General features: G+C 57.9%; 28 protein-coding genes, 1 tRNA gene and 2 pseudogenes. 21 read left to right on the forward strand and 10 right to left on the reverse strand.

The genetic code is table 11. The annotated features are described in order from the left end of the window. Positions 1-133: pseudogene (locus tag ACW9UQ_RS13035) on the reverse strand (IS5/IS1182 family transposase); the annotation flags it as partial. A 39-nt stretch (positions 134-172) separates the two neighbouring features. Here ACW9UQ_RS13035 and ACW9UQ_RS13040 point away from each other — a divergent pair. Then, a pseudogene (locus tag ACW9UQ_RS13040) lies at positions 173-358 on the forward strand (IS630-like element ISSpo6 family transposase); the annotation flags it as partial. A 105-nt stretch (positions 359-463) separates the two neighbouring features. Here the strand turns inward: ACW9UQ_RS13040 and ACW9UQ_RS13045 are convergent. Continuing rightward, on the reverse strand, positions 464-1,039 hold the full coding sequence (locus tag ACW9UQ_RS13045) for a hypothetical protein (RefSeq protein ID WP_458931456.1): 576 nt from the start codon (positions 1,037-1,039) through the stop codon (positions 464-466). A 74-nt stretch (positions 1,040-1,113) separates the two neighbouring features. Continuing rightward, a complete protein-coding gene (locus ACW9UQ_RS13050) occupies positions 1,114-1,575 on the reverse strand; it encodes a hypothetical protein (RefSeq protein WP_458931457.1) in 462 nt (153 codons plus the stop codon). A 239-nt stretch (positions 1,576-1,814) separates the two neighbouring features. Here ACW9UQ_RS13050 and ACW9UQ_RS13055 point away from each other — a divergent pair, with 239 nt between their 5' ends. The 9 genes from ACW9UQ_RS13055 (at position 1,815) to ACW9UQ_RS13095 (ending at position 10,123) form a co-directional block, all read left to right on the forward strand. Beyond that, positions 1,815-2,555 (forward strand): 50S ribosomal protein L21, encoded by a 741-nt coding sequence (locus ACW9UQ_RS13055; RefSeq protein ID WP_458931489.1) that lies wholly within the window; start codon positions 1,815-1,817, stop codon positions 2,553-2,555. Between the two features lie 12 nt (positions 2,556-2,567). Further along, complete coding sequence (gene rpmA / locus ACW9UQ_RS13060) at positions 2,568-2,837, forward strand: 50S ribosomal protein L27 (RefSeq protein WP_458931458.1); 270 nt, start codon at positions 2,568-2,570, stop codon at positions 2,835-2,837. Positions 2,838-2,925: 88 nt separating this feature from the next. Beyond that, positions 2,926-4,323: an RtcB family protein gene (locus ACW9UQ_RS13065; protein ID WP_458931459.1), complete on the forward strand. Its 1,398-nt coding sequence runs from the start codon at positions 2,926-2,928 to the stop codon at positions 4,321-4,323. A gap of 38 nt (positions 4,324-4,361) precedes the next feature. Continuing rightward, positions 4,362-4,907 (forward strand): GNAT family N-acetyltransferase, encoded by a 546-nt coding sequence (locus ACW9UQ_RS13070; RefSeq protein ID WP_458931460.1) that lies wholly within the window; start codon positions 4,362-4,364, stop codon positions 4,905-4,907. After that, a complete protein-coding gene (locus ACW9UQ_RS13075; protein WP_458931461.1) occupies positions 4,871-5,902 on the forward strand; it encodes a GNAT family N-acetyltransferase in 1,032 nt (343 codons plus the stop codon). The genes ACW9UQ_RS13070 and ACW9UQ_RS13075 overlap by 37 nt, the downstream gene beginning before the upstream one ends. Next, complete coding sequence (gene obgE / locus ACW9UQ_RS13080; protein ID WP_458931462.1) at positions 5,899-6,924, forward strand: GTPase ObgE; 1,026 nt, start codon at positions 5,899-5,901, stop codon at positions 6,922-6,924. The genes ACW9UQ_RS13075 and obgE overlap by 4 nt, the downstream gene beginning before the upstream one ends. Next, the gene (proB, locus tag ACW9UQ_RS13085) at positions 6,912-8,033 is read left to right on the forward strand and encodes a glutamate 5-kinase (protein ID WP_458931463.1); all 1,122 of its coding nucleotides are present in this window, start codon (positions 6,912-6,914) and stop codon (positions 8,031-8,033) included. Before obgE ends, proB begins: the two co-directional genes overlap by 13 nt. Continuing rightward, positions 8,033-8,839 carry an aminoglycoside phosphotransferase family protein gene (locus ACW9UQ_RS13090; RefSeq protein WP_458931464.1) on the forward strand — a complete coding sequence of 269 codons (807 nt, stop codon included), beginning with the start codon at positions 8,033-8,035 and terminating at the stop codon, positions 8,837-8,839. Before proB ends, ACW9UQ_RS13090 begins: the two co-directional genes overlap by 1 nt. 30 nt (positions 8,840-8,869) lie before the next feature. After that, on the forward strand, positions 8,870-10,123 hold the full coding sequence (locus ACW9UQ_RS13095) for a glutamate-5-semialdehyde dehydrogenase (RefSeq protein ID WP_458931465.1): 1,254 nt from the start codon (positions 8,870-8,872) through the stop codon (positions 10,121-10,123). A 102-nt stretch (positions 10,124-10,225) separates the two neighbouring features. Here ACW9UQ_RS13095 and ACW9UQ_RS13100 read toward each other — a convergent pair whose 3' ends face one another. The 3 genes from ACW9UQ_RS13100 to ACW9UQ_RS13110 form a co-directional block, all read right to left on the reverse strand. Then, positions 10,226-10,480 carry a GlsB/YeaQ/YmgE family stress response membrane protein gene (locus tag ACW9UQ_RS13100; RefSeq protein ID WP_458931466.1) on the reverse strand — a complete coding sequence of 85 codons (255 nt, stop codon included), beginning with the start codon at positions 10,478-10,480 and terminating at the stop codon, positions 10,226-10,228. Positions 10,481-10,709: 229 nt separating this feature from the next. Next, complete coding sequence (gene tig, locus ACW9UQ_RS13105) at positions 10,710-12,041, reverse strand: trigger factor (RefSeq protein WP_458931467.1); 1,332 nt, start codon at positions 12,039-12,041, stop codon at positions 10,710-10,712. A gap of 24 nt (positions 12,042-12,065) precedes the next feature. Continuing rightward, a tRNA-Leu gene (locus tag ACW9UQ_RS13110) sits at positions 12,066-12,150 on the reverse strand. 244 nt (positions 12,151-12,394) lie between these two features. On the opposite strand from ACW9UQ_RS13110, the gene ACW9UQ_RS13115 reads away from it, so the two are divergent. Then, entirely contained in the window at positions 12,395-12,523 is a 129-nt protein-coding gene (locus ACW9UQ_RS13115; RefSeq protein ID WP_458931468.1) for a hypothetical protein, read from the forward strand. Positions 12,524-12,548: 25 nt separating this feature from the next. On the opposite strand, the gene ACW9UQ_RS13120 is transcribed toward ACW9UQ_RS13115, so the two are convergent. Beyond that, a complete protein-coding gene (locus ACW9UQ_RS13120; protein WP_458931469.1) occupies positions 12,549-13,040 on the reverse strand; it encodes a hypothetical protein in 492 nt (163 codons plus the stop codon). Positions 13,041-13,163: 123 nt separating this feature from the next. Between ACW9UQ_RS13120 and ACW9UQ_RS13125 the strand changes: the two genes are divergently transcribed. After that, on the forward strand, positions 13,164-13,646 hold the full coding sequence (locus ACW9UQ_RS13125; RefSeq protein WP_458931470.1) for a DUF2314 domain-containing protein: 483 nt from the start codon (positions 13,164-13,166) through the stop codon (positions 13,644-13,646). On the opposite strand, the gene ACW9UQ_RS13130 is transcribed toward ACW9UQ_RS13125, so the two are convergent. Continuing rightward, positions 13,643-15,286 carry an NAD(P)H-hydrate dehydratase gene (locus ACW9UQ_RS13130; RefSeq protein WP_458931471.1) on the reverse strand — a complete coding sequence of 548 codons (1,644 nt, stop codon included), beginning with the start codon at positions 15,284-15,286 and terminating at the stop codon, positions 13,643-13,645. The genes ACW9UQ_RS13125 and ACW9UQ_RS13130 overlap by 4 nt on opposite strands. 157 nt (positions 15,287-15,443) lie before the next feature. Between ACW9UQ_RS13130 and ACW9UQ_RS13135 the strand changes: the two genes are divergently transcribed. Beyond that, on the forward strand, positions 15,444-15,782 hold the full coding sequence (locus ACW9UQ_RS13135) for a P-II family nitrogen regulator (RefSeq protein WP_458931472.1): 339 nt from the start codon (positions 15,444-15,446) through the stop codon (positions 15,780-15,782). A 44-nt stretch (positions 15,783-15,826) separates the two neighbouring features. Beyond that, entirely contained in the window at positions 15,827-17,233 is a 1,407-nt protein-coding gene (glnA, locus tag ACW9UQ_RS13140) for a type I glutamate--ammonia ligase (RefSeq protein ID WP_458931473.1), read from the forward strand. 66 nt (positions 17,234-17,299) lie between these two features. Here glnA and ACW9UQ_RS13145 read toward each other — a convergent pair whose 3' ends face one another. Next, entirely contained in the window at positions 17,300-19,297 is a 1,998-nt protein-coding gene (locus ACW9UQ_RS13145) for a hypothetical protein (RefSeq protein WP_458931474.1), read from the reverse strand. 291 nt (positions 19,298-19,588) lie between these two features. Between ACW9UQ_RS13145 and ACW9UQ_RS13150 the strand changes: the two genes are divergently transcribed. The 7 genes from ACW9UQ_RS13150 to ACW9UQ_RS13180 all read left to right on the forward strand — a co-directional run bounded on the left by ACW9UQ_RS13150 (position 19,589) and on the right by ACW9UQ_RS13180 (position 24,170). Further along, entirely contained in the window at positions 19,589-20,212 is a 624-nt protein-coding gene (locus ACW9UQ_RS13150; protein ID WP_458931475.1) for an ATP-dependent Clp protease proteolytic subunit, read from the forward strand. Positions 20,213-20,570: 358 nt separating this feature from the next. Continuing rightward, positions 20,571-21,836 carry an ATP-dependent Clp protease ATP-binding subunit ClpX gene (gene clpX / locus ACW9UQ_RS13155; protein ID WP_458931476.1) on the forward strand — a complete coding sequence of 422 codons (1,266 nt, stop codon included), beginning with the start codon at positions 20,571-20,573 and terminating at the stop codon, positions 21,834-21,836. 27 nt (positions 21,837-21,863) lie between these two features. After that, on the forward strand, positions 21,864-22,280 hold the full coding sequence (locus tag ACW9UQ_RS13160; RefSeq protein WP_458931477.1) for a hypothetical protein: 417 nt from the start codon (positions 21,864-21,866) through the stop codon (positions 22,278-22,280). Then, entirely contained in the window at positions 22,277-22,663 is a 387-nt protein-coding gene (locus ACW9UQ_RS13165; protein WP_458931478.1) for a RidA family protein, read from the forward strand. Before ACW9UQ_RS13160 ends, ACW9UQ_RS13165 begins: the two co-directional genes overlap by 4 nt. A gap of 77 nt (positions 22,664-22,740) precedes the next feature. After that, the gene (locus ACW9UQ_RS13170; protein WP_458931479.1) at positions 22,741-23,115 is read left to right on the forward strand and encodes an NADH:ubiquinone oxidoreductase subunit NDUFA12; all 375 of its coding nucleotides are present in this window, start codon (positions 22,741-22,743) and stop codon (positions 23,113-23,115) included. 6 nt (positions 23,116-23,121) lie between these two features. Next, a complete protein-coding gene (mlaD, locus tag ACW9UQ_RS13175; RefSeq protein WP_458931480.1) occupies positions 23,122-23,586 on the forward strand; it encodes an outer membrane lipid asymmetry maintenance protein MlaD in 465 nt (154 codons plus the stop codon). Further along, a complete protein-coding gene (locus ACW9UQ_RS13180) occupies positions 23,583-24,170 on the forward strand; it encodes a DUF2155 domain-containing protein (RefSeq protein WP_458931481.1) in 588 nt (195 codons plus the stop codon). The genes mlaD and ACW9UQ_RS13180 overlap by 4 nt, the downstream gene beginning before the upstream one ends. Here the strand turns inward: ACW9UQ_RS13180 and aat are convergent. After that, a complete protein-coding gene (gene aat, locus ACW9UQ_RS13185; RefSeq protein ID WP_458931482.1) occupies positions 24,131-24,784 on the reverse strand; it encodes a leucyl/phenylalanyl-tRNA--protein transferase in 654 nt (217 codons plus the stop codon). The genes ACW9UQ_RS13180 and aat overlap by 40 nt on opposite strands.

Here is a 24,784-nt window from a genome sequence, read left to right on the forward strand (position 1 = left end):
CGATCCAAAGCACCGCCTCCAGAAACAACCGGGTATCGGTCCCAGTGCGCCCCGGAGCGGTCAAACCGCCGGGACACAAAGGCTCAATCGCACGCCACTGGCGATCCGTGAGAACAAATCTGCTCGGGTCCATTCAAACCTCCTCTTTTGGAAGGTTGAATCAGAACTCAAACCAAATGGGAATCCCGAATGTCCACAGGCCCTAGAACAAGCTTACTCAAAGCTGAAAGCCCACCTGCGACGGGTCGGGGCGAGGACCTTCACAGAAGTCTTCGACGCCATCGCAGCTATCTGCGATCTCTACGACCCAACAGAATGCTGGAACTACTTCAAGGCTGCCGGATATGTCTCAGATTAATGTCGAAACGCTTTAACGGCATGTTGCTGGCCAAATCTGAGGCTTCCTCGTACCGCCCAACCGTTCTCAATAGTGCGACAGCGATTGCAATGCGGGTCGGGTCGTTCAATCCATCCAGTTTATCGCCCTGAGCGAGAGACTGCGCAATCTCAACCCAGGTGTCCCAATCCATCGCGCCAAGCCAGACGGGCTGGGCAGGGGGGACTGCGTTTCGCCCCGCATCAGCGGTTGCAGGGCCCGCAGGCGGTCTGTGATTGCGGACATGCGATTGCCGCCCTCAATGACGTTGATCGAAGGCATGTCAAAACTTGACAGTGTGCGGGCGACGAAGTCGTGGCCGTCAATTTCGATCAGGGTATCAACCATCAGAAGCCAGACCGCATCTGGATCAGTTTGTGACAACTCTGCGACCGCGAAGGCGTTTTTGACATTGCGTATCGCGGCCAAAACCGACTCTTCTCTGCCAGACTGGTTGTAGTAGATGCTTAATGCAAGGCCGTGATCGGTCAATTTCATCGCGCTCAGAATCTCGCGAGATTTACTTAACTTTTCATCTGATGTTTCTATGGGCCTATTGTCCAAGCCCCAATAGTGGGGGGAGGCTAGGAGGGCCAAGTTGTCGTTGGAGTGGCGCTGGTAGAGATCCGCAAGCGCGTCACCGTCGGCAAGGTTCGCCAGCAAATGGCTGGCGAGGATAAGATCACCCGCTTCCTCTGCCAGATCGGCCAGGTTACGTTTGAACTCATCACTCTGATCTACCAGCGTTGCCGCTGTCCATATCGTTGAGGCGCGATATGCCGAGTCAAGTTCAGACCAGAGTTCCAGATATCGCTTCCGCCATCGGCCAACACAAGCGCACGGATGCTGGCAGATCTCATATTCAGGAGCGTCACGGTCCGATCACGGCTGATGATGGAAATGCCCTTATCGATACCAACATGTGATATCGCATGTGCTAAGGCCAGTTCATCTGCATTTCGCACCTTATCGGCAATGAGTGGCTTTAGCAGTGATTGCGCGCTTTCATAGTTCAGAGGTGCATAATAGATAAGGAAATAGGCCGCCTCTGCACCAAAACGTCTCAATTTGAATCCGCTAAGTTCGGGCCTAAGTTCCAGAACTTTTTCAGCGCTTGATATGATCAGATCGCGGTGTTCGTAGGTTTGTGCAAAAACCGTTGCCGGAAAAAGAAAAACTGCAGCAAGAATACGGATCATTGTCGCCCCCTGATTTGACTACAACAGGGTTCTATTCCTGCCTTCATATGTCAATGGACATTCCCTCAGGCAGGTGTTGACTTGCACACGCCTTTGCCGCATAAGCCAGCCTTCATCACCCTGCTCTGGCGGGGTGGTTCCCGTTTTGCGGGATAGTTGCGCAGTCCGAGGTGCTAAGGCGAAACACTTTGCCGGATGGCAAGGGACCAAAGGACGCGGGTCGAAGAAGGATGAAAGCTGTGTTTGCAGTGATGAAAACTGGTGGCAAGCAGTACAAGGTTGCCAAAGATCAGGTGCTGAAGGTTGAGAAGCTGGCCGCCGAGGCTGGTGAGACCATTCAGTTCAACGATATTCTGATGCTCGGCGGTGACAAGGTTACCGTTGGTGCGCCGACGGTTGAGGATGCCGGTGTTCAGGCGGAGGTTCTGGAGCAGATCCGTGGACCGAAGACAATTCATTATGTGAAGCGTCGCCGGAAGCATTCCTCGCAGCGTAAGAAGGGCCATCGCCAGTCGCTGACCGTGATCCGCGTCACGGATATTCTGGCCTCTGGTGCTGGTAAGTCTGGTGTGAAAGCAGCCCTTGGGGCGGCCTCTGTTGCGGCTGTTGCGGCGGCCACCAAGCCTGCCAAGGCGGCTGAAAAGAAAGTCGCACCTAAGAAGGCCGAAGCGAAGCCCAAGGCTGACGCGAAGCCCAAGGCTGCAGCCAAGACCGAAGCGGCAGAGGTTACGGGAACTGAACCCAAGAACCTGCTGAAAGCGGCCAAAGGCGATGCAGATGATCTGAAAAAGATCTCTGGCGTCGGGCCAAAGCTTGAAGGCACGCTGAACGAGATCGGCGTTTTCCACTTCTGGCAGATTGCCGAGTGGGGGTCGGACGAAATCGCATATATGGACGACAAGCTGTCGTTCAAAGGCCGGATCGAACGTGACGGCTGGATTGATCAGGCCAAGCAGTTCGCTGCTGAAGCCGAAGAATGAGGAGAGGACGATATGGCACATAAAAAAGCAGGCGGTTCATCCCGTAACGGCCGCGACTCCGCCGGTCGTCGCCTTGGCGTCAAAAAGTTCGGTGGCGAAGCCGTGATACCGGGCAACATCATCGTGCGTCAGCGCGGCACCAAGTGGTGGCCGGGTGAGGGCGTCGGCATGGGCCGCGATCACACCATCTTTGCTGTCACAGAAGGTCATGTGAATTTTCACAAGGGCTTCAAAGGCCGCACATTTATTTCCGTCATGCCAACCGCAGAGGCGGCTGAATAGACCGAGCGTCATACCAAATCTTAGGGGGCTCGGTGAAAACCGGGCCCTTTTTTCTTTCTCCGGGGTCCGGCAACGACAGGAGAAGACGATGACAAAGCAGATCACAGGTCAGGACCTGATCGCCATGGGCTACGAGCCGGGCGCGTGGTTTGGTGCGGCTTTGGGTCATGTCAATACGGCCGGACTGTCGGGGGAGGACCTGCGCAGCTATCTCGATAGCGTTGCGCCGCAGATGATACCGAAAATCCCACTGCAGGATCGTGTCGGTTACGCTTTCAACCTGGAGGCGGAGACCGAGGCTGAGGTTGAGAATGTCGCCGCGGTCAAAGCGTCCATGGATATCCTGATGCGCACCCCCACCGTGGTCGATGGGGCGGTGATGCCGGATGCCTGTCCGGCGGGTCCGGTGGGCACGATCCCGGTCGGCGGTGTCGCTGTAGCGCAGAATGCGATCCACCCGGGAATGCATTCTGCCGATATCTGTTGTTCGGTCATGTTGACGGAATTCGTCGATGCCGACCCGAAAACCGTGCTGGATGCAGTCCACAAGGCCACGCATTTCGGCCCCGGCGGGCGCGAGAACGGCCAGCGCTATACGCTGCCGCCGGATATCTATGAGGCAGCAAAGGCCAACCGGTTCTTGCAGGACCCGAAGATCAAGGCCTCCTTGCATACGCATCTGGGAACCCAGGGCGATGGCAACCACTTTGCCTTTGTCGGTACCTCCAAGGCGACCGGAGCGACCTGTCTGGTGACACATCACGGGTCCCGTGGTCCTGGGGCCGGGCTCTATAAGGCTGGGATGAAGGTGGCCGAAGCGTATCGCTGCCTGCATTCGCCTGCGACGCTGAAACAGAACGCCTGGCTCCCGGCGGATAGCGAGGACGGCACAGCCTATTGGGAGGCGCTGCAGATCATCCGTGATTGGACCAAAGCCAATCATGACGTGATCCATCAGGCGACGTTGCGGCTGGCCGGGCTGGAAATGACACGCCGGTTCTGGAACGAGCATAACTTTGTCTTCCGGCAAGGAGACTTGTTCTATCACGCCAAGGGCGCGACGCCGATTGATGACGCGTTTCTGCCCGATACGAACGGCACCCAGATCGTGCCGCTCAATATGGCCGAACCGGTGCTGCTGATCCAGTCGCGCCCAAATGAGCGGAACAAGGGCTTTGCCCCGCACGGGGCCGGGCGGAACTTCTCTCGTTCGGCGCATAAGCGGGCCAATGCGGGCCGCACCGAGGCCGAGATTTTTGCCCAGGAAACCGCCGGTCTGGATGCCCGGTTCTTCTCGGGTAATATCGACATCTCGGAATTGCCCTCAGCCTACAAATCGGCGGCGGCAGTGCGCGCGCAGATGGAACAGTTCGATCTGGCCTCGGTCGTCGATGAGATTATGCCCTATGGCTGTATCATGGCCGAGGATTGGGAAAAGGACGCGCCGTGGCGGCGCAAGCGGGCGGCCAAAGCCGCCGCCCGCTGAACTGATTGTTTACGTTTGTCTGAGAAAGGAGCCGGACCATGGCACCTGACGTGATTGAGACCCAACGCCTTGTTCTGCGCCCACTGGCACAGGATGATACCGGTATGATCGCAATGTATCTGGGCGACGAACGCCTTGCCCGGATGCTATGGGCCGTGCCGCATCCCTATCCGCCCGGATCTGCCGCCGCTTTGGTGGACTGGGCCAAATCGGACCGCAATGATGGCCAGTGCTGGGCCATCGGACACCGTACGTCGCAAGGCGAATTGGTCGGCTCTGTCCTGCTGAAAGGCGATGGCGAGATTGCATATTGGGTCGGGGCTCCGTTCCAGAATTCCGGTTTTGCCACCGAAACAGTGGACGCTGTGATCGCACATGCCTTTGCGGGTGATGCGACCCGGCTGACAGCGCGCGTGTTTCAAGATAACCCGGCTTCGGCTGCTGTTTTAACCAAAGCAGGATTCGAATTTGTGGGCGAGGGGGCCGGGTTCTCGATGGCCCGCGGGGCAGAGGTCCCGGAATGGCATTACAGACTGGAGCGGGGGACATGGGTGCAACAACAAAGCTTACGACAGAGCGCCTGACGCTAAGATCGCTGCACGCGACGGATGCGGCGGCGATTGCAAGGGGTATTGGCAATGTGAAGGTGCTGCGCAACCTGACCAGCCCGCCATATCCCTATCAATTAAGCGATGCCGAAGAGTTCATCGAGAAATACGGCACCGCGCCGGAGGTCTATGGCCTCAGCAGGGACGGGCTGATCGGTGTGATCACACTGCGCCCGAATTGTGATAGTGCAAGCGATCTTGGCTATTGGCTGGCAGAAGAGCATTGGGGAAACGGTTATATGACGGAGGCGGCACAGGCTGTCACCGCCCGGCACTTTGCCGCGTCCGATGAGCCGATCGCCTCGGGTCATGTCGTAGATAATGCCGGGTCTCGCAACATCCTGCGAAAGCTTGGTTTTCGCGACACCCATCTGATCGAGGCATATATTGCCGCCAGGGACGAAACCTGTCCCATGCAGCGTATGGAATTGAAACGCGCGGACTGGGATTTCATCTGTGATCCGAAGATTGCGACAGAGCGCCTGATCCTGCGGCCGCTGACAAAGGCCGACGCCCCCCGAATTTCCGAGATGGCTGATGATATTGAGGTCGTGCGTATGCTGGGAAGCGTCTCGCATCCTTTCCCCGTTGAGGAAGCCGCCGCATGGATCAAAAAGCGGCGCTTCCGCGGGGCGACGGGTGTTTTTGGAATCTGGGCGGGTGATACGATGATCGGAATGACGGGAATGGGGGATAAGCCGGTCTCGTTCATGTACTGGCTGCATCCGGATCATTTCGGCAAGGGCTACGCGACCGAAGCGTCGCGCGGCTTTCTGGCCGCGATGTTGCCGCGTATCAGCGCGCCGGAGGTCACCGCGACCTGCTTCGTCGATAACCCTGCTTCATTGCGCGTGTTGGAAAAACTGGGGTTCGAACGCCATGGTGAAAGTATGGGCGACTCGCGGGCACGGCTTGAGCCTGCCCCCGTGATCGAATATCGCTTGTCAGCGGAAAAGCTGAGGCGGCCATGAAATTCCTTGATCTTGCAAAAGTCTATGTACGCTCCGGTGCGGGTGGCAATGGCTCTGTCAGCTTCCGCCGGGAGAAGTTCATCGAGTATGGCGGCCCGAATGGCGGCGATGGCGGCAAGGGCGGGGATGTCATAGCCGAGGCGGTTGAGGGGCTGAACACCCTGATCGACTATCGCTATCAGCAGCATTTCTTTGCCAAGAATGGCAAAGGCGGGGCCGGGCAGGGCCGGACCGGAAAATCAGGTGATGACATTGTGCTGAAAGTTCCGGTCGGCACCGAAATTATGGCCGAGGATGAGGAAACCGTCCTGGCTGACCTGACCGAGGTTGGCCAGCAATTCCTGATCGCACGTGGCGGCAATGGCGGCTTTGGCAACCTGCATTTCAAAAGCGCCACCAATCAGGCCCCGCGCCGGGCCAATCCCGGGCAGGAGGGGGTGGAACTGACGATCTGGCTGCGGCTGAAGCTGATTGCTGATGCCGGGTTGCTGGGTCTGCCGAATGCGGGCAAGTCGACCTTTCTGGCCGCGACCTCCAACGCGCGGCCCAAGATCGCAGATTATCCTTTCACCACACTGCACCCCAATCTGGGTGTGGTCGGTATTGACCGGGCAGAGTTCGTGATCGCCGATATTCCGGGGCTGATTGCCGGGGCGCATGAGGGAAAAGGGATCGGCGACCGCTTTCTTGGTCATGTCGAACGCTGCGCGGTGCTTCTGCATCTGATCGACGGCACGTCCGGGACGATTGCCGAGGATTACCAGACCATCATCCATGAGCTTGAGGAATATGGCGGTCATCTGGCGGATAAGCCGCGCGTGACCGCACTCAATAAGGTCGATGCGCTGACCGATGAGCAGCGGCAGGAGGCGCGTGCCGCGCTGCAGGCTGTGGCGAAGGGTCAGATCTTTGAGATGTCCGGCGTCAGCCGCGAAGGCGTCGATGATGTGCTGCGGGCGCTACGGGGCGAGATCCTTGCTGAACGGGCCGCCCCCGTGGAAGAGAAACCGTGGACGCCCTAAGCCAGGATATACTTGGTCAGGCCAAACGGGTGGTGATTAAGATCGGTTCCGCCCTTTTGGTGGATTCCGACAAGGGCGCGTTACGGACCGGCTGGCTGCAGGGGCTGGCGGTGGATGTCGCGGCGCTGAAGGGGCAGGGCGTGGATGTCGTTCTGGTCTCCTCCGGCTCGATCGCATTGGGGCGGCGCAAGCTGGGTTTGCCATCTGGGCCGCTGGCGCTGGATCAAAGCCAGGCAGCGGCGGCGGTTGGGCAAATTCTGCTGGCGCAAAGTTATCAGGAAACGCTTGGCGTCCATAATCTGACTGCGGCGCAGGTCCTGCTGACGCTTGAGGACAGCGAACATCGCCGCCGCTATTTGAATATGCGGGCCACTTTTGCTGCTTTGCTTTGGCAAGGCGCGGTGCCGGTGGTGAATGAAAACGATACGGTTGCCACGGATGAAATCCGCTATGGCGACAATGACCGGCTGGCGGCGCAGGTGGCCTCTTTGACCGGGGCGGAGGTCTTGGTGCTGCTGTCTGATGTCGATGGTCTTTACGACGCCAACCCGCGTGAGGTCGCGAACGCGCAGCATCTGCCCATGATCGCCGAGATTACGCCCGAGGTTGAGGCGATGGCCGGAGGTGCCGGGACAGACGGCGCCAAAGGGGGCATGAAAACCAAACTCATGGCCGCGCGTATCGCCATGCAGGCGGGTGCGGCAATGGCCATCACCCGCGGCGATGTCGACCGACCGTTGCAGGCGCTGGCAGACGGCGCGCGCTGCACCTGGTTCAAGGGGCAGGGCGATCCGAAGGCGGCGCGCAAGCAATGGATCAGTGCGATGAAGCCGCGCGGCACGGTGACAATTGATGCGGGTGCTGCCAGGGCGCTTAGCTCAGGAAAGTCGTTGCTGCCAGCCGGGGTGAGCGCAATCAGCGGAACCTTTGAACGCGGCGACCCGGTGGATATTCTGGGCCCCGATGGCGGTGTCCTGGCCCGTGCTCTTGCCGGTTACGATGCTGCAGAGGCGCGCCTCATCATGGGCTGTCAGTCCAGTGCGATCGCAGAGCGCCTCGGTCATCCCGGCCGCGCAGCACTGATCCACCGCGACGATATGGCGATGTGATGAACGACAGTTCAATGTTGCAGGCGGCCTGCCGACGCTGGACATTAAGCGAGCCTGTCTTGGTCGCGGATACCGCAAGCAGCTTCGTATATAAAGCGTGCCAAGCAGATGATATCGTTGCCTTAAAGCTCCTGAAGCCTGCTGGCAAAGACGAATGGAACGGCGTTGCTATGCTTCACTGGTGGGATGGCAAGGGTGCGGTTAAACTACGCGGTGCAGCGGATGACATGATCCTGATGGACTGGGTCGATGGGGATCGCCTGGGCGATATTGTCAGATCTAGCGGCGACGGAAACAGTTTTACCGGGATAGCCGACCTGCTCTCGCAACTTCATGCTACTCGGGCGGATTACCCCGAAGGCTTGCAGCCTCTTGACTGCCGGCTAAAGCCCGTCCTTACCGGCCAAGTCGGCGCGCTGGCGCGGCACCTCCTTGCGAAGTCAGCATCTGAATGCCCGCTACATGGCGACTTTCATCATGACAACATAATTGTCGATGAAAGCGGATGGACGTCGATAGACCCAAAAGGTGTATTTGGCGATCCAGCCTATGATTGCGCAAATCTCTTTTTGAATCCGGTCGAAGCGAAAGACTTGGTTCATAGCGCGGAACGGATACGGGCGCTCGCCTGCGCGCTTCATCATCACCTCGGCTATCCGGTGGACCGGATTTTGGGGTGGGCTGCGGTACATTGCGCCCTTTCCGAGGTGTGGGCGGCTCAAATGGGTGGATCAAACCTGTTGCCCACGAAAGGGATGCAGCCAATTCTTCTTGCCGCGTATGACGCGGTTTCAGGGGCAAGCTGACGCGGTTAGACTTTAAGGGAAGAGGCGCGAATGACAGAAAACGGCGATATCGAAACTGTGATGCAATCCATTGGCCAGCGTGCGCGCGCAGCGGCATCGGTGTTGGCAACAGCGAGCGCGCATCAAAAGACTGAGGCTTTGACGGCCGCTGCCGATGCTGTCTGGGCAGACCGCTCGGAGATCATAGCAGCCAACGCCAGGGACATTGCCTATGGCAAGGACAAGGGCCTGACCGGTGCCATGATGGACCGGTTACTGCTGACTGAGGTACGCATCGAAGGTATCGTTGAGGGGCTGCGGGCGGTGGCTGCACAGGACGATCCGGTGGGCCGGGTTCTTGACGAATGGGATGTGCCCTCGGGCCTGCATATCCGCCGCGTTGCCACGCCCCTGGGAGTGATCGGCGTGATCTATGAAAGCCGCCCCAATGTGACAGTGGATGCCGGGGCCTTGTGCCTGAAGGCTGGCAATGCCGCGATCCTGCGTGGCGGGTCCGAAAGCTTCCATTCCTCAACCGCCATTCACGCTTGCCTGCAGCAGGGCCTGCGTCAGGCGGGTCTGCCTCAGGATGCGATCCAACTTGTGCCAACCCGCGACCGGGCCGCTGTAGGGCAGATGCTGACCATGGTTGACCATATCGACGTCATTGTGCCGCGCGGCGGCAAGGGACTGGTGGGCCGCGTGCAGGCCGAGGCACGCGTGCCCGTTTTCGCCCATCTGGAAGGCATCGTGCATATCTATGTCGACGGCTCGGCAGATGTCGAAAGGGCCCGGCAGGTGGTGATGAACGCCAAGACGCGGCGCACCGGCATTTGCGGCGCAGCGGAATGCCTGCTGATCGACAAGGCCTTTTACCAGGCTCATGGCGCGCCGTTTATTCAGGATCTGATGCAAGCCGGAGTAGAGGTTCGGACCGAGGGTTTGCCCGGCTCAGCGCCAGCAACTGCGCAGGATTGGGGCTGCGAGTATCTCGACATGATCATCGCCGCCAAGCTTGTCGACGGTGTAGATGGCGCAATCGACCATATTCGCACATATTCCTCGCATCATACGGAATGCGTAATGGCCGAAGACCCCGATGTGGTGCAGCGGTTTTTCCGCGACGTCGACAGCGCCATCCTGATGCACAACGCCTCGACCCAGTTCGCCGATGGCGGGGAGTTCGGAATGGGGGCAGAGATCGGTATCGCCACCGGCAAACTGCACGCACGCGGGCCGGTCGGGGCAGCGCAGCTGACAAGTTTTAAGTATCTCGTCACCGGAAACGGAACGGTCCGCTCATAGAGCAGGGCGGCCCCTCGTAGGGTGGGTGAAACCCACCACCTCCATAAAGACAAAAGGGACGGCGCAAACCGTCCCCTTTTTCAGCTTTAGCCCAACCTGATGTCAGGCGCGCTTTACCAGTTTAATCACAAACAACAGAATAACCGCGCCCAGCGTGGCAAAAATGATCGAATCGACGATACCTATGCCTGTTGAAATGCCAAAGCGCGGGAATAGAAAGCCAGCGATAAAAGAACCAACGATCCCCACAACGATATTGCCAAGCAGTCCAAACCCGAACCCCTTGACGATCTGACCGGCCAGCCAGCCGGCGACCGCACCGACCAAAACCGTGATAAGCAGCGCAACAATATCCATTTCCAGTCTCTCCCACTAAGATTCCCACCGCGACACGCGGCGGGTCTGGTCCCTGAACTACAGCATAAGGGACTGCTTCTGTACGAGGGGAAATTTCCGGGTTGTTTCCCAGTAAAGCGACCGCGCAACAGAAGGATCACCCTGAAATGCAAAGGGCGCGTCCTTGAACGCGCCCATTTCAAATTCGGTGGCAGTCAAAGCACCTGCCTGAAACACCTACAGCCGGAGACTATTCGTCGTCCAGTGCCTCAACTGCTTTCTGCAACTCGTCCTTTTTCACCGGTTTTTCGGTCACCTTGGCCAGTTCGACGATATAGTCGATGACCTTGTCCTCAAAGATCGGTGCGCGCAGCTGTTGCTGTGCTGCGGGATTCTTCTGAACAAATTCCAGATAGGCGCGCTCCTGACCCGGATACTGCCGGGCTTGCGCCATCAAGGCCTGCTGCATCTCGGCATCGGACACTTCGATCTCGTTTTTGTTGCCGATTTCTGCCAGCAGCAGACCCAGTCGGACACGGCGCTCGGCCAGTTTTGTATGTTCTTCGTTCGGCTCGATTGGGTCATGATCATGCCCTTCGACCTCGGGGTTCTCCTCATGCCACAGCTGATGCGCGATCTGTTTGGCTTCGGCATCCAGCAAAGAAGGCGGACAATCGAAGGTTACCAACTCGTCCAGCGCGTCCATAAGTTCACGCTTCATCACCTGACGTGCCGCGCCAGCATATTCTTCGGACAGACGCTCCCCGATTTGCGATTTCAGGGTCGCAAGGTCTTCGACGCCGAATTTCTGCGCCAGCTCGTCATTTATTTCTGCCTTGGCAGGGGCTTTGACCTCTTTGACCGTGACTTTGAAAACAGCGTCTTTGCCCGCAAGGTTCGGCGCACCATATTCTTCGGGGAAGGTGACCTTGACGTCTTTCTCTTCACCGGTGACCGCGCCGACCAGCTGGCTTTCAAAGCCCGGGATGAAGCTGTCAGAGCCAAGCACCAGCGGATAATCCTCTGCCGCGCCGCCCTCAAACTCCTCACCATCGACGGAACCGACAAAGTCGATCACAACCTGATCGCCGTCTTCGGCTTTCGTACCAGCGTCGCGCGCTTCGAAATTCTGTGCACTTTCAGCCAGATTGTTCAGCGCCTCATCGACCGCATCATCTTCGACCTCGATCACCATCTTGGTCAGGGCAACCTTGGAAAAGTCTGCCTCCGGAACCTCAGGCAGCGCTTCATAGGTCATCTCGACCTCGATATCGTCGCCCTCTTGCCAGTCTTCGTTGGTCATCTTGACGTCAGGCTGCTGCGCCGGGCGGTCACCGGATTCCTCGAAATGGCTGCGCATGGCCGCATCAATGGTTTCCTGCATCGCTTCGCCCAGAACCGATTTGCCGAACATCTTCTTCATCAGTGCCGCGGGCGCTTTGCCCTTGCGAAAGCCTTTCATCTGAAAGTCTTTGCGCGCCTCTTCCAGCTTGGCATTGACCTTGGCGTCCAATTCCGAGGCCGGAACCTCGATCTTGTAACCGCGCTTCAGTCCGTCGTTCAGGGTCTCTGTGACCTGCATCTCGTCATCATCCTTCGTCTCATTTGGTACGGGTGGAGGGACTTGAACCCCCACGCCTTGCGGCACCAGAACCTAAATCTGGCGTGTCTACCAATTCCACCACACCCGCACATGGCCTATGGCCGAAATCCGCGCCTCTCTATCAAAGGGATCGACGGTGTGCGAGGGAAAAATGCACTGCTGCATTTTGACAGCGTTTACAGGGCATTTGATACATTTATGCCGACTGTATCATTTCGTAATCCAAGTTTACTTGGGTTTTGCCGATTGTTGGGCCACGATTCGGCCATACGATCACCTGATTTCAGTGAGACAATAAAGGTGGTGATTGTATGAGGTGAAGGAGTGAGAATATGGCTGAAACAACCGACAAAGATCAACCAGCGCCGCAGGTGAACGCTCAGCACAACCAGACTGCGCAGCTACCGCAGACCCCGCAGCCAACCTCAAGCGGCTGCCCGGTGGACAGCGCCTGGCCCTGATACTTCCATCAGGAAGGGGCGAGCGTCAGCCGTATTCGTCACCGCAGCCCGACATCATATGGCCCAGGACCTGGGTCAAAGCTGCTTGGCGGGGTTCCCCGACATCGGCGAGAAAACGGGCCTGAACCGCATAGGCGACGGCTTCCAGTTCATTGGCGCACCTGGCGGTGTCATGCGCTGCGTTTTCGAACTGAAATGCATGAACCAACTCGTGAACCAGAAGGCTACGGCCAAAAGCCGCGTTCAGCGGGATATCTCGATCCACGTAAATATCGCCTGTCTGCCGCCGATAAAGCGCAGCTAGCTTAGGGCCATTCTCCATCTGCTCTGCCTCTCGGCCCGGCACCGGAAACTCAGTCGGTGAAATGTGAAAAACCTTTGGGCAGGGCGGCGTGATGCGATAGCCGGTTTCCTCTTTCACAAATGTGATCAGCGACGCAAGGTCGTTACAGTCTTCTGCCAGTGCGGGTGTCGCCAGCATTAGTGTCAGCACTGCAGCGCCCGTTTTCAGTATCATCGGTGGTCCTATCACTTACTCAATCGTCATTTTATTGTTTTGAAAGTGTCACGTAAATGTAGTCAATATGTCAAGCTTGAGTGGGGAAATACCCTGCACATCAGCAGCTGAGGGTCTGATCGAATGAAACTGTTGCTAACTGTCGTTTGCCTGCTTTTCTCAGCATCATGGGCTAGCGCCGACGACCCGGTGGCACTGTTCGGGGAAGACGACCCGGAGATGTCTGCTGCCAGCGCCGAAGCACGCAAAGAATTGGATCGTTTTTTGGCGTTCGCCGAGACTTATTCAGGCGAAGCCGCGTTGCAGGTCGCCTTCCCAACTGTCAGCGGGGAGGGTTATGAGCATATTTGGGTTATCCCATTCGAAGAGGTTGAGGGCGGATTTAAGGGGATTCTCGAAGGTAATCCCCAAGATCTGGGTGACCTGACGATTGGTTCGGAGGTTCGTTTCAGTCGAGATCAGATCAGCGACTGGGGCGCAGTGATCGATGATCGCGGCTACGGGTATTATACCCTAAGGGTTCTGGCCCCAAGGCTCGAGGAATTCAAGGTTAAGGGGCTGCGGGAATGGTTGTCGGATGAGCCGTTGCCGCCGGACTGGGACTAAAGCCCCAAGTCGCGGAAGACAGCGGGCAGCTGTTCCGGCAGATCCTCGGCGATCAGGCCGGGGCCAAATTTCAAGGCACATTCCACATGCAGCCAGGCTGCGGTTTCCGCTGCGGCCATGGGCCCAAAGCCGCGCGCGAGTAGCCCGGTGATAAAGCCCGCCAGCACATCGCCCGAGCCTGCGGTCGCCAGCCATGGGGCCGCCCGATCATAATGGGCGGAGTTGATCACCGCCCGGCCCGATGGGTCTGCAATCACCGTATCCGGCCCCTTGAACAATACCGTGCATCCGGCCCGCGCCGCCGCCTCATGCGTGGCATCTACCTTGGAATAGGCGGGGCCGCTGGTGGCAGGGGCGTCCAGTTTTTCCGCCAGATCGGGGAACAGCCGCGTAAACTCGCCGCCATGCGGGGTCAGCACACAGGCCTTGTGCAGATCTGCAAACGGATCGTCATCCTGCGCCAGTAGCGTCAGCGCATCCGCATCCAGGACGGTCGCGCGCTTCGATGCCAGCGCTGTGCGGATCATCTGCCGCGCCTCTGCGTTCAAACCTAAACCGGGGCCAAGGCACAGGGCATTGATCCGTGTATCCTCCAACGCCTTGGCCAGCACATCATGATTGACCATCTGGCGCAGCATGATCGCGGTCAGCTGCGCCGCATGCTCTGCACAGGCATCCGGATGCGCCCCAATGGTGACCAACCCCGCCCCAACCCTGAGCGCCCCCCGCGCCGCCAACCGGATTGCGCCGGTTTGTGTGGCGGGACCGGAGAGGAGAAGGGCGTGGCCGTGGTCGTACTTGTTTAGCCCGAGGCCAAGTTTTTGAGGTTTTAGGTGCGGGTGCTGTTTCCCGACATGACGGTTCTCAAAATACATATTGGCGACGACGAAATCAGGTCGGGCTTCGCACAGGTGCAGTCGCGTTGATGGGGCCTGATCCAAGAATTTTGTGACTTCAGGCCCGAGACCAATATCGGCGACCTTCAATCCAGTGGCACTTGTCGCCAATCCACCAAGGAAATGGCCTGCTTTGGGCGATTGGAATGTAACAACAAGGTCAGATATGATCGCTGCGTCGATGTTTTGTCCACTATCGCCGCAGAAGCCCGAGGGAATGTCGATAGAGACGATGTAAGGTTTCTTTTTGCAGAGCATTCCCGGATCATCATCCGCTATGTCAGCAAAAAAGTCAGAGAGTGGACTATCTACAGGGCGTTTGAGTCCTATTCCAAAAAGACCGTCGACAAGGACATCTGGGATACTGATTTCGCTGTTTGTGGTGCGAATGAAAGGCTGCGCTTTAGAGAGATCGTAAATATCGCCCATCTCCCGCCACCGCCGACAATTCTCCACCGCATCCGGCGGCAGCTTCTCGTCATCGCCGTAAAGGAAAACCTCCACCTCCCAGCCGCGCTGTTTCAGCAGTCGCGCCACAACAAACCCGTCGCCGCCATTGTTGCCGGGTCCGCACAGCACCACGGCGCGGTGGGGGGCCTTGGCCATTTCGGGCCATTCCTCCAACACAGCTTCGACGACGCTGCGCCCGGCGCGTTCCATCAACTCCAGCCCGGTCACCTGACCGCTGTTGATAGCAGCTTGTTCGATGGCCCGCATCTGGGCGGCGGTCAGCAGTTCGGTCATGGCTCTTTCTCAGCAAGCCCGGAAAATGGGCAGTGTGTGTAAAAAATAGGCAGATGGTCCGAAATCCGAACATGCCCCTCCTTCCACTATGTCTAGCCGTTTGAACTCCGCCTGCCCAGATGCTTCATCCCAGACATACCCAGTCGAGGAGCATGCCATGAAGAAGATCGAGGCGATTATCAAACCGTTCAAGCTTGATGAGGTCAAAGAGGCCTTGCAGGAGATCGGCATTCAGGGCCTGTCCGTGGTCGAGGCCAAGGGGTTCGGCCGCCAGAAGGGCCACACAGAGCTGTATCGCGGCGCGGAATACGTCGTCGATTTCCTGCCCAAGGTGAAAATCGAGGTGGTTCTGGCTGCCGATATGGTCGACAGCGCCATTGAGGCAATCGTCGGCGCCGCCAAGACCGGCAAGATCGGGGACGGCAAGATTTTCGTCTCGACCATTGATCAGGCGATCCGCATCCGCACCGGCGAGGATGGGGCAGACGCGCTCTGACCTCCGTCGCTTTCACAAGATATATACGCAGAAGGAAACCCGATATGAGCAACGCAGATATCGTCAAGCAGATCAAGGATGAGGATATCGACTATGTCGACATCCGCTTTACCGACACCCGCGGCAGGCTGCAGCACGTCACCATGGTCTCGGATCAGGTTGACGAGGACTTTATGGAAGAGGGCTTCATGTTTGACGGCTCGTCGATTGCCGGATGGAAAACAATCAACGAATCCGATATGAAGCTGATGCCTGATGCGGATAGCGCCTATCTGGACCCGTTCTATGCAGAAAAGACGCTGTGCATGCACTGTTCTATTGTCGAGCCCGATACCGGCGAAGATTATGGTCGTGATCCCCGTTCCACGGCTCAGCGTGCGGAAACCTACCTGAAATCTTCGGGCATTGGCGATACAGCGTATTTTGGCCCGGAAGCGGAATTCTTTCTGTTTGATGATGTGCGGTTTTCTAACAGTATCAATAAAGTATCCTACGAAGTTGATGCGGCTGATGCCTCCTGGAACTCTGACACCGAATACGAGATGGGCAATATGGGCCACCGGCCCGGCGTCAAGGGTGGCTATTTCCCGGTGAACCCGACCGATGCCACACATGATCTGCGGTCAGAAATGCTGTCGACCATGAAGCGGATGGGCATGAAGGTGGACAAGCACCATCATGAGGTTGCGTCCTGCCAGCACGAACTGGGCCTGATTTTCGACACGCTGACCAAGCAGGCAGATGAGCTGCAGAAACACAAATACATCATCCACAATGTCGCCCATGCCTATGGCAAATCCGCGACCTTCATGCCCAAACCGATTGCAGGCGACAACGGCACGGGCATGCATGTGAACATGTCGATCTGGAAAGAGGGCAAGCCATTGTTTGCAGGCGATAAATACGCCGACCTTTCCGATGAGGCGCTATACTATATCGGTGGCATCCTGAAGCACGCCAAAGCGCTGAACGCCTTCACCAACCCGGCGACCAACAGCTACAAACGCCTGATTCCGGGCTTTGAAGCGCCGGTTCTGCGGGCCTATTCCGCGCGCAACCGTTCGGGCTGTGTGCGTATCCCCTGGACCGAAAGCCCGAAGGCCAAACGGGTCGAGGCGCGTTTCCCTGATCCAGCGGCGAACCCGTATCTGGCATTCTCCGCCCTGCTGATGGCCGGTCTGGACGGGATCAAGAACAAGATCCATCCGGGGGAGGCGAACGACAAGGATCTCTATGATCTGCCGCCCGAGGAACTGGCCGGTATCCCAACCGTGTGCGCCAGCCTGCGCGAAGCCCTGGAAGAGCTTGAAAAAGATCATGAATTCCTGCTGGCCGGTGACGTTTTCAGCCGTGATCAGATCGAAGGATATGCTGAGCTGAAGTGGGAGGAGGTGTATAATTTCGAGCACACCCCGCACCCGGTTGAGTTCCAGATGTACTATTCCTGCTGATCCGCTTTGCAGGACAAGATCGGGCCGCCCCGGATATTCGGGGCGGCCCATTTTTTTATCAGCAGATCAGGGACCGGCCTCAAAGCTGGTGCCAGCGCTCGCGCCGTTGGGCAGGGCGCTGCCGGGCGTAAAGCCGCCAAAGCCGTGCCGGATGCTACTGTCCCAAACCTGCAGGCGCAGGCTGTAGCAGCACCGGGTGAAGCTGCCCGCCAGTTCCGTCATGTCGATATCACGCACGCGCTTCAGGCCTGTACCCGTTGTGCCAGTATCGGTGATCACATTGAACGGATCGTCCAGCGGCTGATAATATTCATGCGTACTGTTGCCCGTCGGACTGGCGAAGGTATGGCTGACCCAGGGATCGCCGCCTTCAACACGCAGGGTGTAGTGGCCGAAATGCTTGTCCTTGAACGCCGTCCAGATCTGGAACTGGCTGGCGCTGGTCGGTGCTTCGCCGCAAGAGGGAACGACACTGACCCCATCCATCAGACGGACCTCCAACCCAGACAGGTCCGGGGCGGTGTTGTCCAGCTGGATGTTATGCCAAGCCCCGGTTTGCACTGCTGCGGTTCCGGTCGTTTCCCATTCCAGATGCACGCGCATCAGGTCATCGTCGCGGTCGCCGGGCAGGGTTTGGGTGTTCCAGACCGCCAGATGCAGATGCGGGTTGGCACAGCCAAAGCCGGCCCCGTTGCCGGTGATCCCATTTGGGTTGCCGGTCATGGCGTCATGGAAGTCCTTGGCATCCATCCACCCGCCCGACGTAGCCAATGTCAGGGCCGGACCCCAGCTACATTGCCAACTGCCCAGAATAAGCCGGGGGCGCAGCAGCCGCCACGTGGTTTCCACGTTGCCTGACAGCGGTGGCAGCGTGGCGTTCAGACTTTCATAGACCACGCGAAAGCGCGTCATGTCGCCGGACGATGTTGCCAGATTAATCGGCAGGGTTCCGTCGATCGGGATCTGCGCGCCGCAAGGACGACGCGGGTCATCCCCCGGTGGCGTGGTCGCCGCGTTCAGCCGCCACAACCCGTCTGACCCGAAATCGACCGCCGCATGGCTCCGCCCGCAGAGCGAATCCAGATGCGGCCTACCGAAGTCAACCTCGGGCGCGGAAAAAGAAACGGCATCAAGCCCCAGGAAATCAGCCTTTGGTTCCAGACCCTTGATCAGCTCCTCATGCTTGATTTCCAGCGCACCGCCGGCCTGCAGCAGGTCGCCATCTGTAAAGGGCTGTGGTTCGTTCCGGTACAAAATCTCGGTTGAGAAGCGGATTTCCGAACGCGTGCCCTTACGATCCGCCGTTACGGCATCAACACCAAAGTCTACACCACGATCCCGAATGCCTGCCGGGATGGGGGGCGACAAAATCATGTCTTGGGCCACCACTTTGACCCCAGCTACCGCAGATAGAACATCACCATCCAGAATACCTGGTGCTTCGGGCCGTTCTGTTGTGCCTTCGATGGAAAACCAGATGTCGACTTCAAGTTCCTGCAATTGTTTGAGATAGGCTTCGGGATCCTCTTTCAGCCGATCCGGTCCATTCTCCCAGGCCAGTTCAATCGCCCGAATGATATTGTCCTGCTCGCCGGTGAAATGCACAGCGTCCAGCCCATGCTCGCCCCGCAGATCGAAACGCTTGATCAGCACTTCGTGTGGGATGACGGTGCCGTTTGGGAAAATAATGTCGCCATGGCCAAAGATATCGAATGTCTCATCCAACTCAGTTGAAAAGGCGATAAGACCCTTTTCCGGCAGGATGACATCCACGGCGTCCAGTCCCAGCGAACGGGGGATTTCCAAAAGGTTGCGCGGGATCAGTTCGGCGTTGCGGGCGCAAAGCTCTGTTGTGCCAGCGGACCGGTCATAGGCGATCAGATCACCATCCGAGACGACCGGGTTGCCGTCATATTTCTCGCCCGCGAAAGACATGAAGTCTTCTTCGGTCGAAAAGACCGTGCCGGTACAGCCTGGAAATGATTGGGCGAACGCCGCTGGTGAAAAGGCGACAACGGCCAGACCAACCCCTGCGCCCATATTGCGTAATCTTCGAAGTGACATCGTCAAACTCCTGATTCAAAATGTATGAACCCCGGTCATCCCGGGTCGGGGGCGCAGGGTCAGAAAATCAGAGGCAGGGCCATGTCGTCTGTGCAGTTCTGCACGCCATAGTTTAGTGGTCTTTTGCAAAATCGCCTAAGTGTGACAATCCGCGCGCTGGTTGTCCAAGACAGACTTTGCCAGGTGTTAATGAAAGAAATCGCCCGGCTGACCTTGTCACCGACCCGGTGCGCAACTATTCCTTAACGCTGACCGGCGCATAGAGATGACGTCGCAGGAAAAGAGGCCAGCATGTTCAATTCGCTTAACCCTGAAACAGGGTTCATCATCCCAACCGTTGAGGAAACCAACGCCCGCGGCTCTGTCCGCTATGATATTTTCTCGCGCTTGCTGAAAGAGCGGATCGTTTTCGTTGCCGGGCCAGTCCATGACGAGATGGCAACCGTGATCATCGCGCAGCTTTTGTTTCTTGAGGCCGAGAACCCCAAGAAAGAGATTGCGATGTATATCAACTCGCCCGGTGGTGTGGTGACCTCGGGTCTGTCGATCTATGACACGATGCAATTGGTGCGGCCGAAGATCTCCACCGTGGTTGTGGGGCAGGCGGCGTCAATGGGATCGCTGCTGCTGGCCGCGGGGGAACCGGGGATGCGCTATGCGCTGCCCAATGCGCGGATCATGGTGCATCAGCCCTCGGGCGGGTTCCAGGGGCAGGCGTCGGATATCATGATCCATGCGCGTGAGACCCAGGCGTTGAAACAGCGCTTGAACCAGATCTATGTGAAGCATACCGGGCAAGACATTGAAACAGTGGAAAAAGCGCTGGAGCGGGACAACTTCATGACCGCAGAGGCCGCGAAAGACTGGGGTCTTGTTGATGAGATACACCAGTCGAATTCCACAAGCGAAGAGTGATGCTTTCTGTTCTGGCGTAACCTTTCCGTAGCGTTTGGTTGTTAGGCATCGGCGAAGTTTGACCAACGGAGCTGATGCGAAAATGACGGATTGCGGTATGTCGGCTTCGTTGATTGAGGTTGGTGATGTCCAGAAGGGGCGCTTTGCCTAATGCAGCCTAGGTATGCGGTAGGAAAGGCGGATTCTGGGGTACAAAGGGATATTCGATAAAATGATGTTCAACTTATGACATATTTTACGCCATATCCCTTGTCATAGGCGGCGTGCCAGTGCCTAATGGTTCGACTGTGAAAGAGGTCCTGACTCGCCACCCGGCGCCGAGCGTTGTAAAACGACAAAGGGACCCAAGGAGACTTAGATGAGCAAATCGGCAGGCAGTGACAGCAAGAACACCCTTTATTGCTCTTTCTGTGGCAAGAGCCAGCACGAAGTGCGCAAACTGATCGCAGGGCCGACCGTGTTCATCTGTGATGAATGCGTCGAACTTTGTATGGATATCATCCGCGAGGAAACGAAATCCTCGCTGGTCAAATCCTCCGAAGGGGTGCCGACGCCGCAGGATATCTGCAAGGTGCTGGACGACTATGTGATCGGCCAGGAGGTGGCTAAACGGGTGCTCTCGGTCGCGGTGCATAACCATTACAAGCGGCTGAACCATTCCTCCAAGAACCCCGAAGTGGAACTGGCAAAATCCAACATCATGCTGATCGGTCCTACCGGCTGCGGTAAAACGCTGCTGGCCCAGACCTTGGCACGTATACTTGACGTTCCGTTTACCATGGCCGACGCAACCACCCTGACCGAAGCGGGCTATGTTGGCGAAGACGTCGAAAACATTATTCTGAAGCTGCTGCAATCTGCGGAATACAATGTTGAACGCGCACAGCGCGGCATCGTTTATATTGACGAGGTCGACAAGATCAGCCGCAAATCGGACAACCCGTCCATCACCCGCGATGTCAGCGGTGAGGGGGTGCAGCAGGCACTGCTGAAAATCATGGAAGGCACGGTTGCCTCGGTCCCGCCGCAAGGTGGGCGCAAGCATCCGCAGCAGGAATTCCTGCAGGTCGATACCACCAATATCCTGTTCATCTGTGGCGGTGCCTTTGCCGGGCTGGACAAGATCATCGCGCAGCGCAATCAGGGCTCTGCCATGGGCTTTGGCGCGGATGTCAAAGATGTTGATGACCGCCGCATCGGTGAACTGTTCAAGGAATTGGAGCCCGAGGATCTGCTGAAATTCGGCCTGATCCCGGAATTTGTCGGGCGTCTGCCGGTGATCGCGACCCTTACCGATCTGGATGAGGATGCGCTTGTGATCATCCTGACCAAGCCGAAAAACGCATTGGTCAAGCAATATCAGCGCCTGTTCGAGATGGAGGACGTGCAGCTGACCTTCACCGACGAGGCGCTTCGGGCAATAGCAGCCCGCGCGATTGAGCGTAAAACCGGTGCGCGGGGCTTGCGCTCTATCCTTGAGGAAATCCTGCTGGATACCATGTTTGACATCCCCGCGATGTCAGATGTGGTTGAGGTTGTGGTGAACGAAGACGCTATTACCCGCAAGGCAGAACCATTGCTGATCTATGCCGACAGCAAGCAGGAGCCGGCCAGCGCTGGTTGATCCCGCGCAAAGGCAAAGGGGGCGGGGATGTCGCAAAGCTTCAACTCCCTCACCGGGCGATGGCAGGGGAAGTTCAGCTATTCGTCTTGGACAACTTTTCCGCCCTGCGCCTTCAATGTTACACTGCAGGATGAGGCTGGTGCCCTGACCGGCGAAATCATCGAGCCCAACAGTTTTGCCGCCGATGCCGGTGATACGTTGCTGGCAAGCCTGTCCGGCCAGCGCGACGAATTAAGCGTTCAGTTTACCAAAAGATACTCGGACACGCAGAGCCAGCAGGTCGACTATAGCGGCGAGGCGAATGCCTCGATGACCCGGATATCCGGATCATGGCAAATCCTTGAACCCGGAAAGCTTCCATTCATGGGCCGTTTCATGATGGCCCGGATCATCGCGCCCGGCGCGACACGTGCAGTCGAGAAAGAGTTGGAGACAGAAACATGAAGAAACGCCTGATCACCTCTGGCTCTCCTTATGAGGAAAAGGTCGGATATTCCCGCGCGTTGGTCTGCGATGGCTGGGTGTTTGTGGCCGGAACCACCGGCACGGACCCCGAAACAGGCCAATTGCCTAACGGGGTTGAGGATCAGTGCGCCCTGGCGCTAAAGATCATCGGCAAAGCCCTGGCTGAGGCTGGATGCAGCTTTGAGGATGTCGTGCGTGTCACCTATATGCTTCCCGATCGCAACGATTTCGAACCCTGCTGGCCGCAACTGAAACAGGTTTTTGGCAAAACACGCCCACCCTCGACCATGATCGAATGCGGGCTGGCTGACCCGGCCATGCGGATCGAGATTGAGGTGACTGCGCGGACCCCTGCCGAGTAAGCACGACATCTGGACCTTTGCCCGGCAATCGCCTACATCTGAGCCAGAGCAGACCCAAAGAAGACAAGGAATATCCGATGGGACTTCTGTCGCAGATTTTTACCTGGTGGGACGGCCAGACACTGGGCACCCGCCTTTGGACAGCACGTAAAGGCGTGAAGGTGGGCGAGGATGCCCAGGGCAACGTCTTTTATCGTTCCATCGACGGGGACCGGCGTTGGGTAATCTATAATGGCGAGGTTGAGGCCAGCCGCATAAGCCCCGACTGGCACGGATGGCTGCACCACACCTTTCAGGCACCGCCGACCGACGCGCCGCTGCCCCATAAGGATTGGGAAAAACCACACCAACCCAACCTGACCGGCACACCCGCAGCCTATCATCCTGCGGGCAGCCAGTATTCGGACGCCCCGGTCAACCGTCTTGGCTATGAGCCCTGGACGCCGGAGTAAGCAGAGATGAGCAACAACACCGCTGAAACGCTGATCGGGGCCGCTGTGCTGGCCGTCGCAGCGGGTTTTCTGGTCTATGCGGGGCAGGCGACTGGCATCGGACGGTCCGGCACCGACACATATGATATCGTGGCGAATTTCAACTCTGCCGAGGGTCTGAATGTGGGAACAGAGGTTCGGATGGCAGGCATTCGCATCGGCACGGTCAGCACAATGGACCTGAACCCGAAAACCTATATGGCCGAGACCCGGCTGGCGATCCACGACGACATCGAACTGCCAGATGATTCCGAGGTGATCGTCGCCTCAGAGGGGCTGCTTGGCGGGTCTTTTGTCGAAGTGATGCCGGGCGGATCCGATATGATGATGGCCGCAGGCGACGAGGTGATGCTGACCCAAGGCTCGGTCAGCCTGTTGAACCTGCTGATCAAGTTTGCAGCGGGCAGCAGCGACAGTGAGACATCGCAATGAAACGTAGCCTGACGGTTGCTTTCTTGTTGGCTGGCGCGGCTGCGATGGCCCAGGATAGCGGAGAGGTCACGCCGGGCGGCCTGACCACCGGTTTTGACCGGGAAGGGCGACCATCCATCGTGCAGGATGGCGATCTTGTCATCGAATACAACACCGAGGATGGCTATGGCCCCGGTGGTCGGACCGATACAGATGGCCAGCAGGTCGCGGAGGGCGAAACTCCGACGGATGCAGAAAACGAAGAGGGCATTGTCAGCCCGCCCGAGGATTACGAGGAATTGCAGCTTGTCGATGCGCCCAAGGCACGGCTGCGGGGCCTTGATACTCAGAACAACACCGTTGATGATTTTGAGATAAAGGTTGGCCAGACGCTGGCCTTCAAACGGCTTGAGGTCAAGCTGGAGGCATGCCGCTATCCAGCTGGTGACCTTGCGGGGGAAGCATACGCCTTTCTACGCATTCGCGATTTTCGTCAGGAAAAGCCCAGCTTTGAAGGTTGGATGCTGTCAACCAGCCCGGCGCTGTCCGCGCTGGATCACCCGCGCTATGACGTCTGGGTGCTGAGCTGCAACACCGACGGGTGATCGCTGCCCACGGGCAGACGCCAGAAATCGGCCGGACGGCGCAAAGCCGCCGCTAGGCGAGAACGATAGTCATCGCGGCTGATCTCGACCGCGCCGAGCCGTTCCAGATGCGGTGTGGTGAACTGCGTATCCAAAAGCGTAAACCCGCCCACCCGTAGCCGGGCCACAAGATGCACCAGGGCAATCTTTGAGGCGTCTGTGCGGTGCGAGAACATGCTTTCGCCGAAAAACGCACCGCCAATGACAACACCATAAAGCCCGCCAGCCAGGTCATCATCCATCCATACCTCGACCGAATGGGCATAGCCAGATCGGTGCAGGTCATTGTAAAGCGAAAGAATTTCGGCATTGATCCAGGTTTCTTCGCGGTCGGCGCAGGCGCGCACAACCTCGACAAAACGTGTATTCAGGCGCACCTGATAGGTGTCGCGCCGAACGGCCTTGCGCAAGGATTTGGATATTCTGAGCCCATCCAGCGGGATGATGCCGCGTTCATGCGGATCAACCCAATAGATCTCGTCGGCTTCGGCATTGTCGGCCATTGGGAACACGCCCGCAGCATAAGCCTGCAGCAGCAGGTTGGGCGTGATCTCCAAATGGGCATCGTCGCGCAT

This window comes from Halovulum sp. GXIMD14793 (assembly GCF_054457435.1).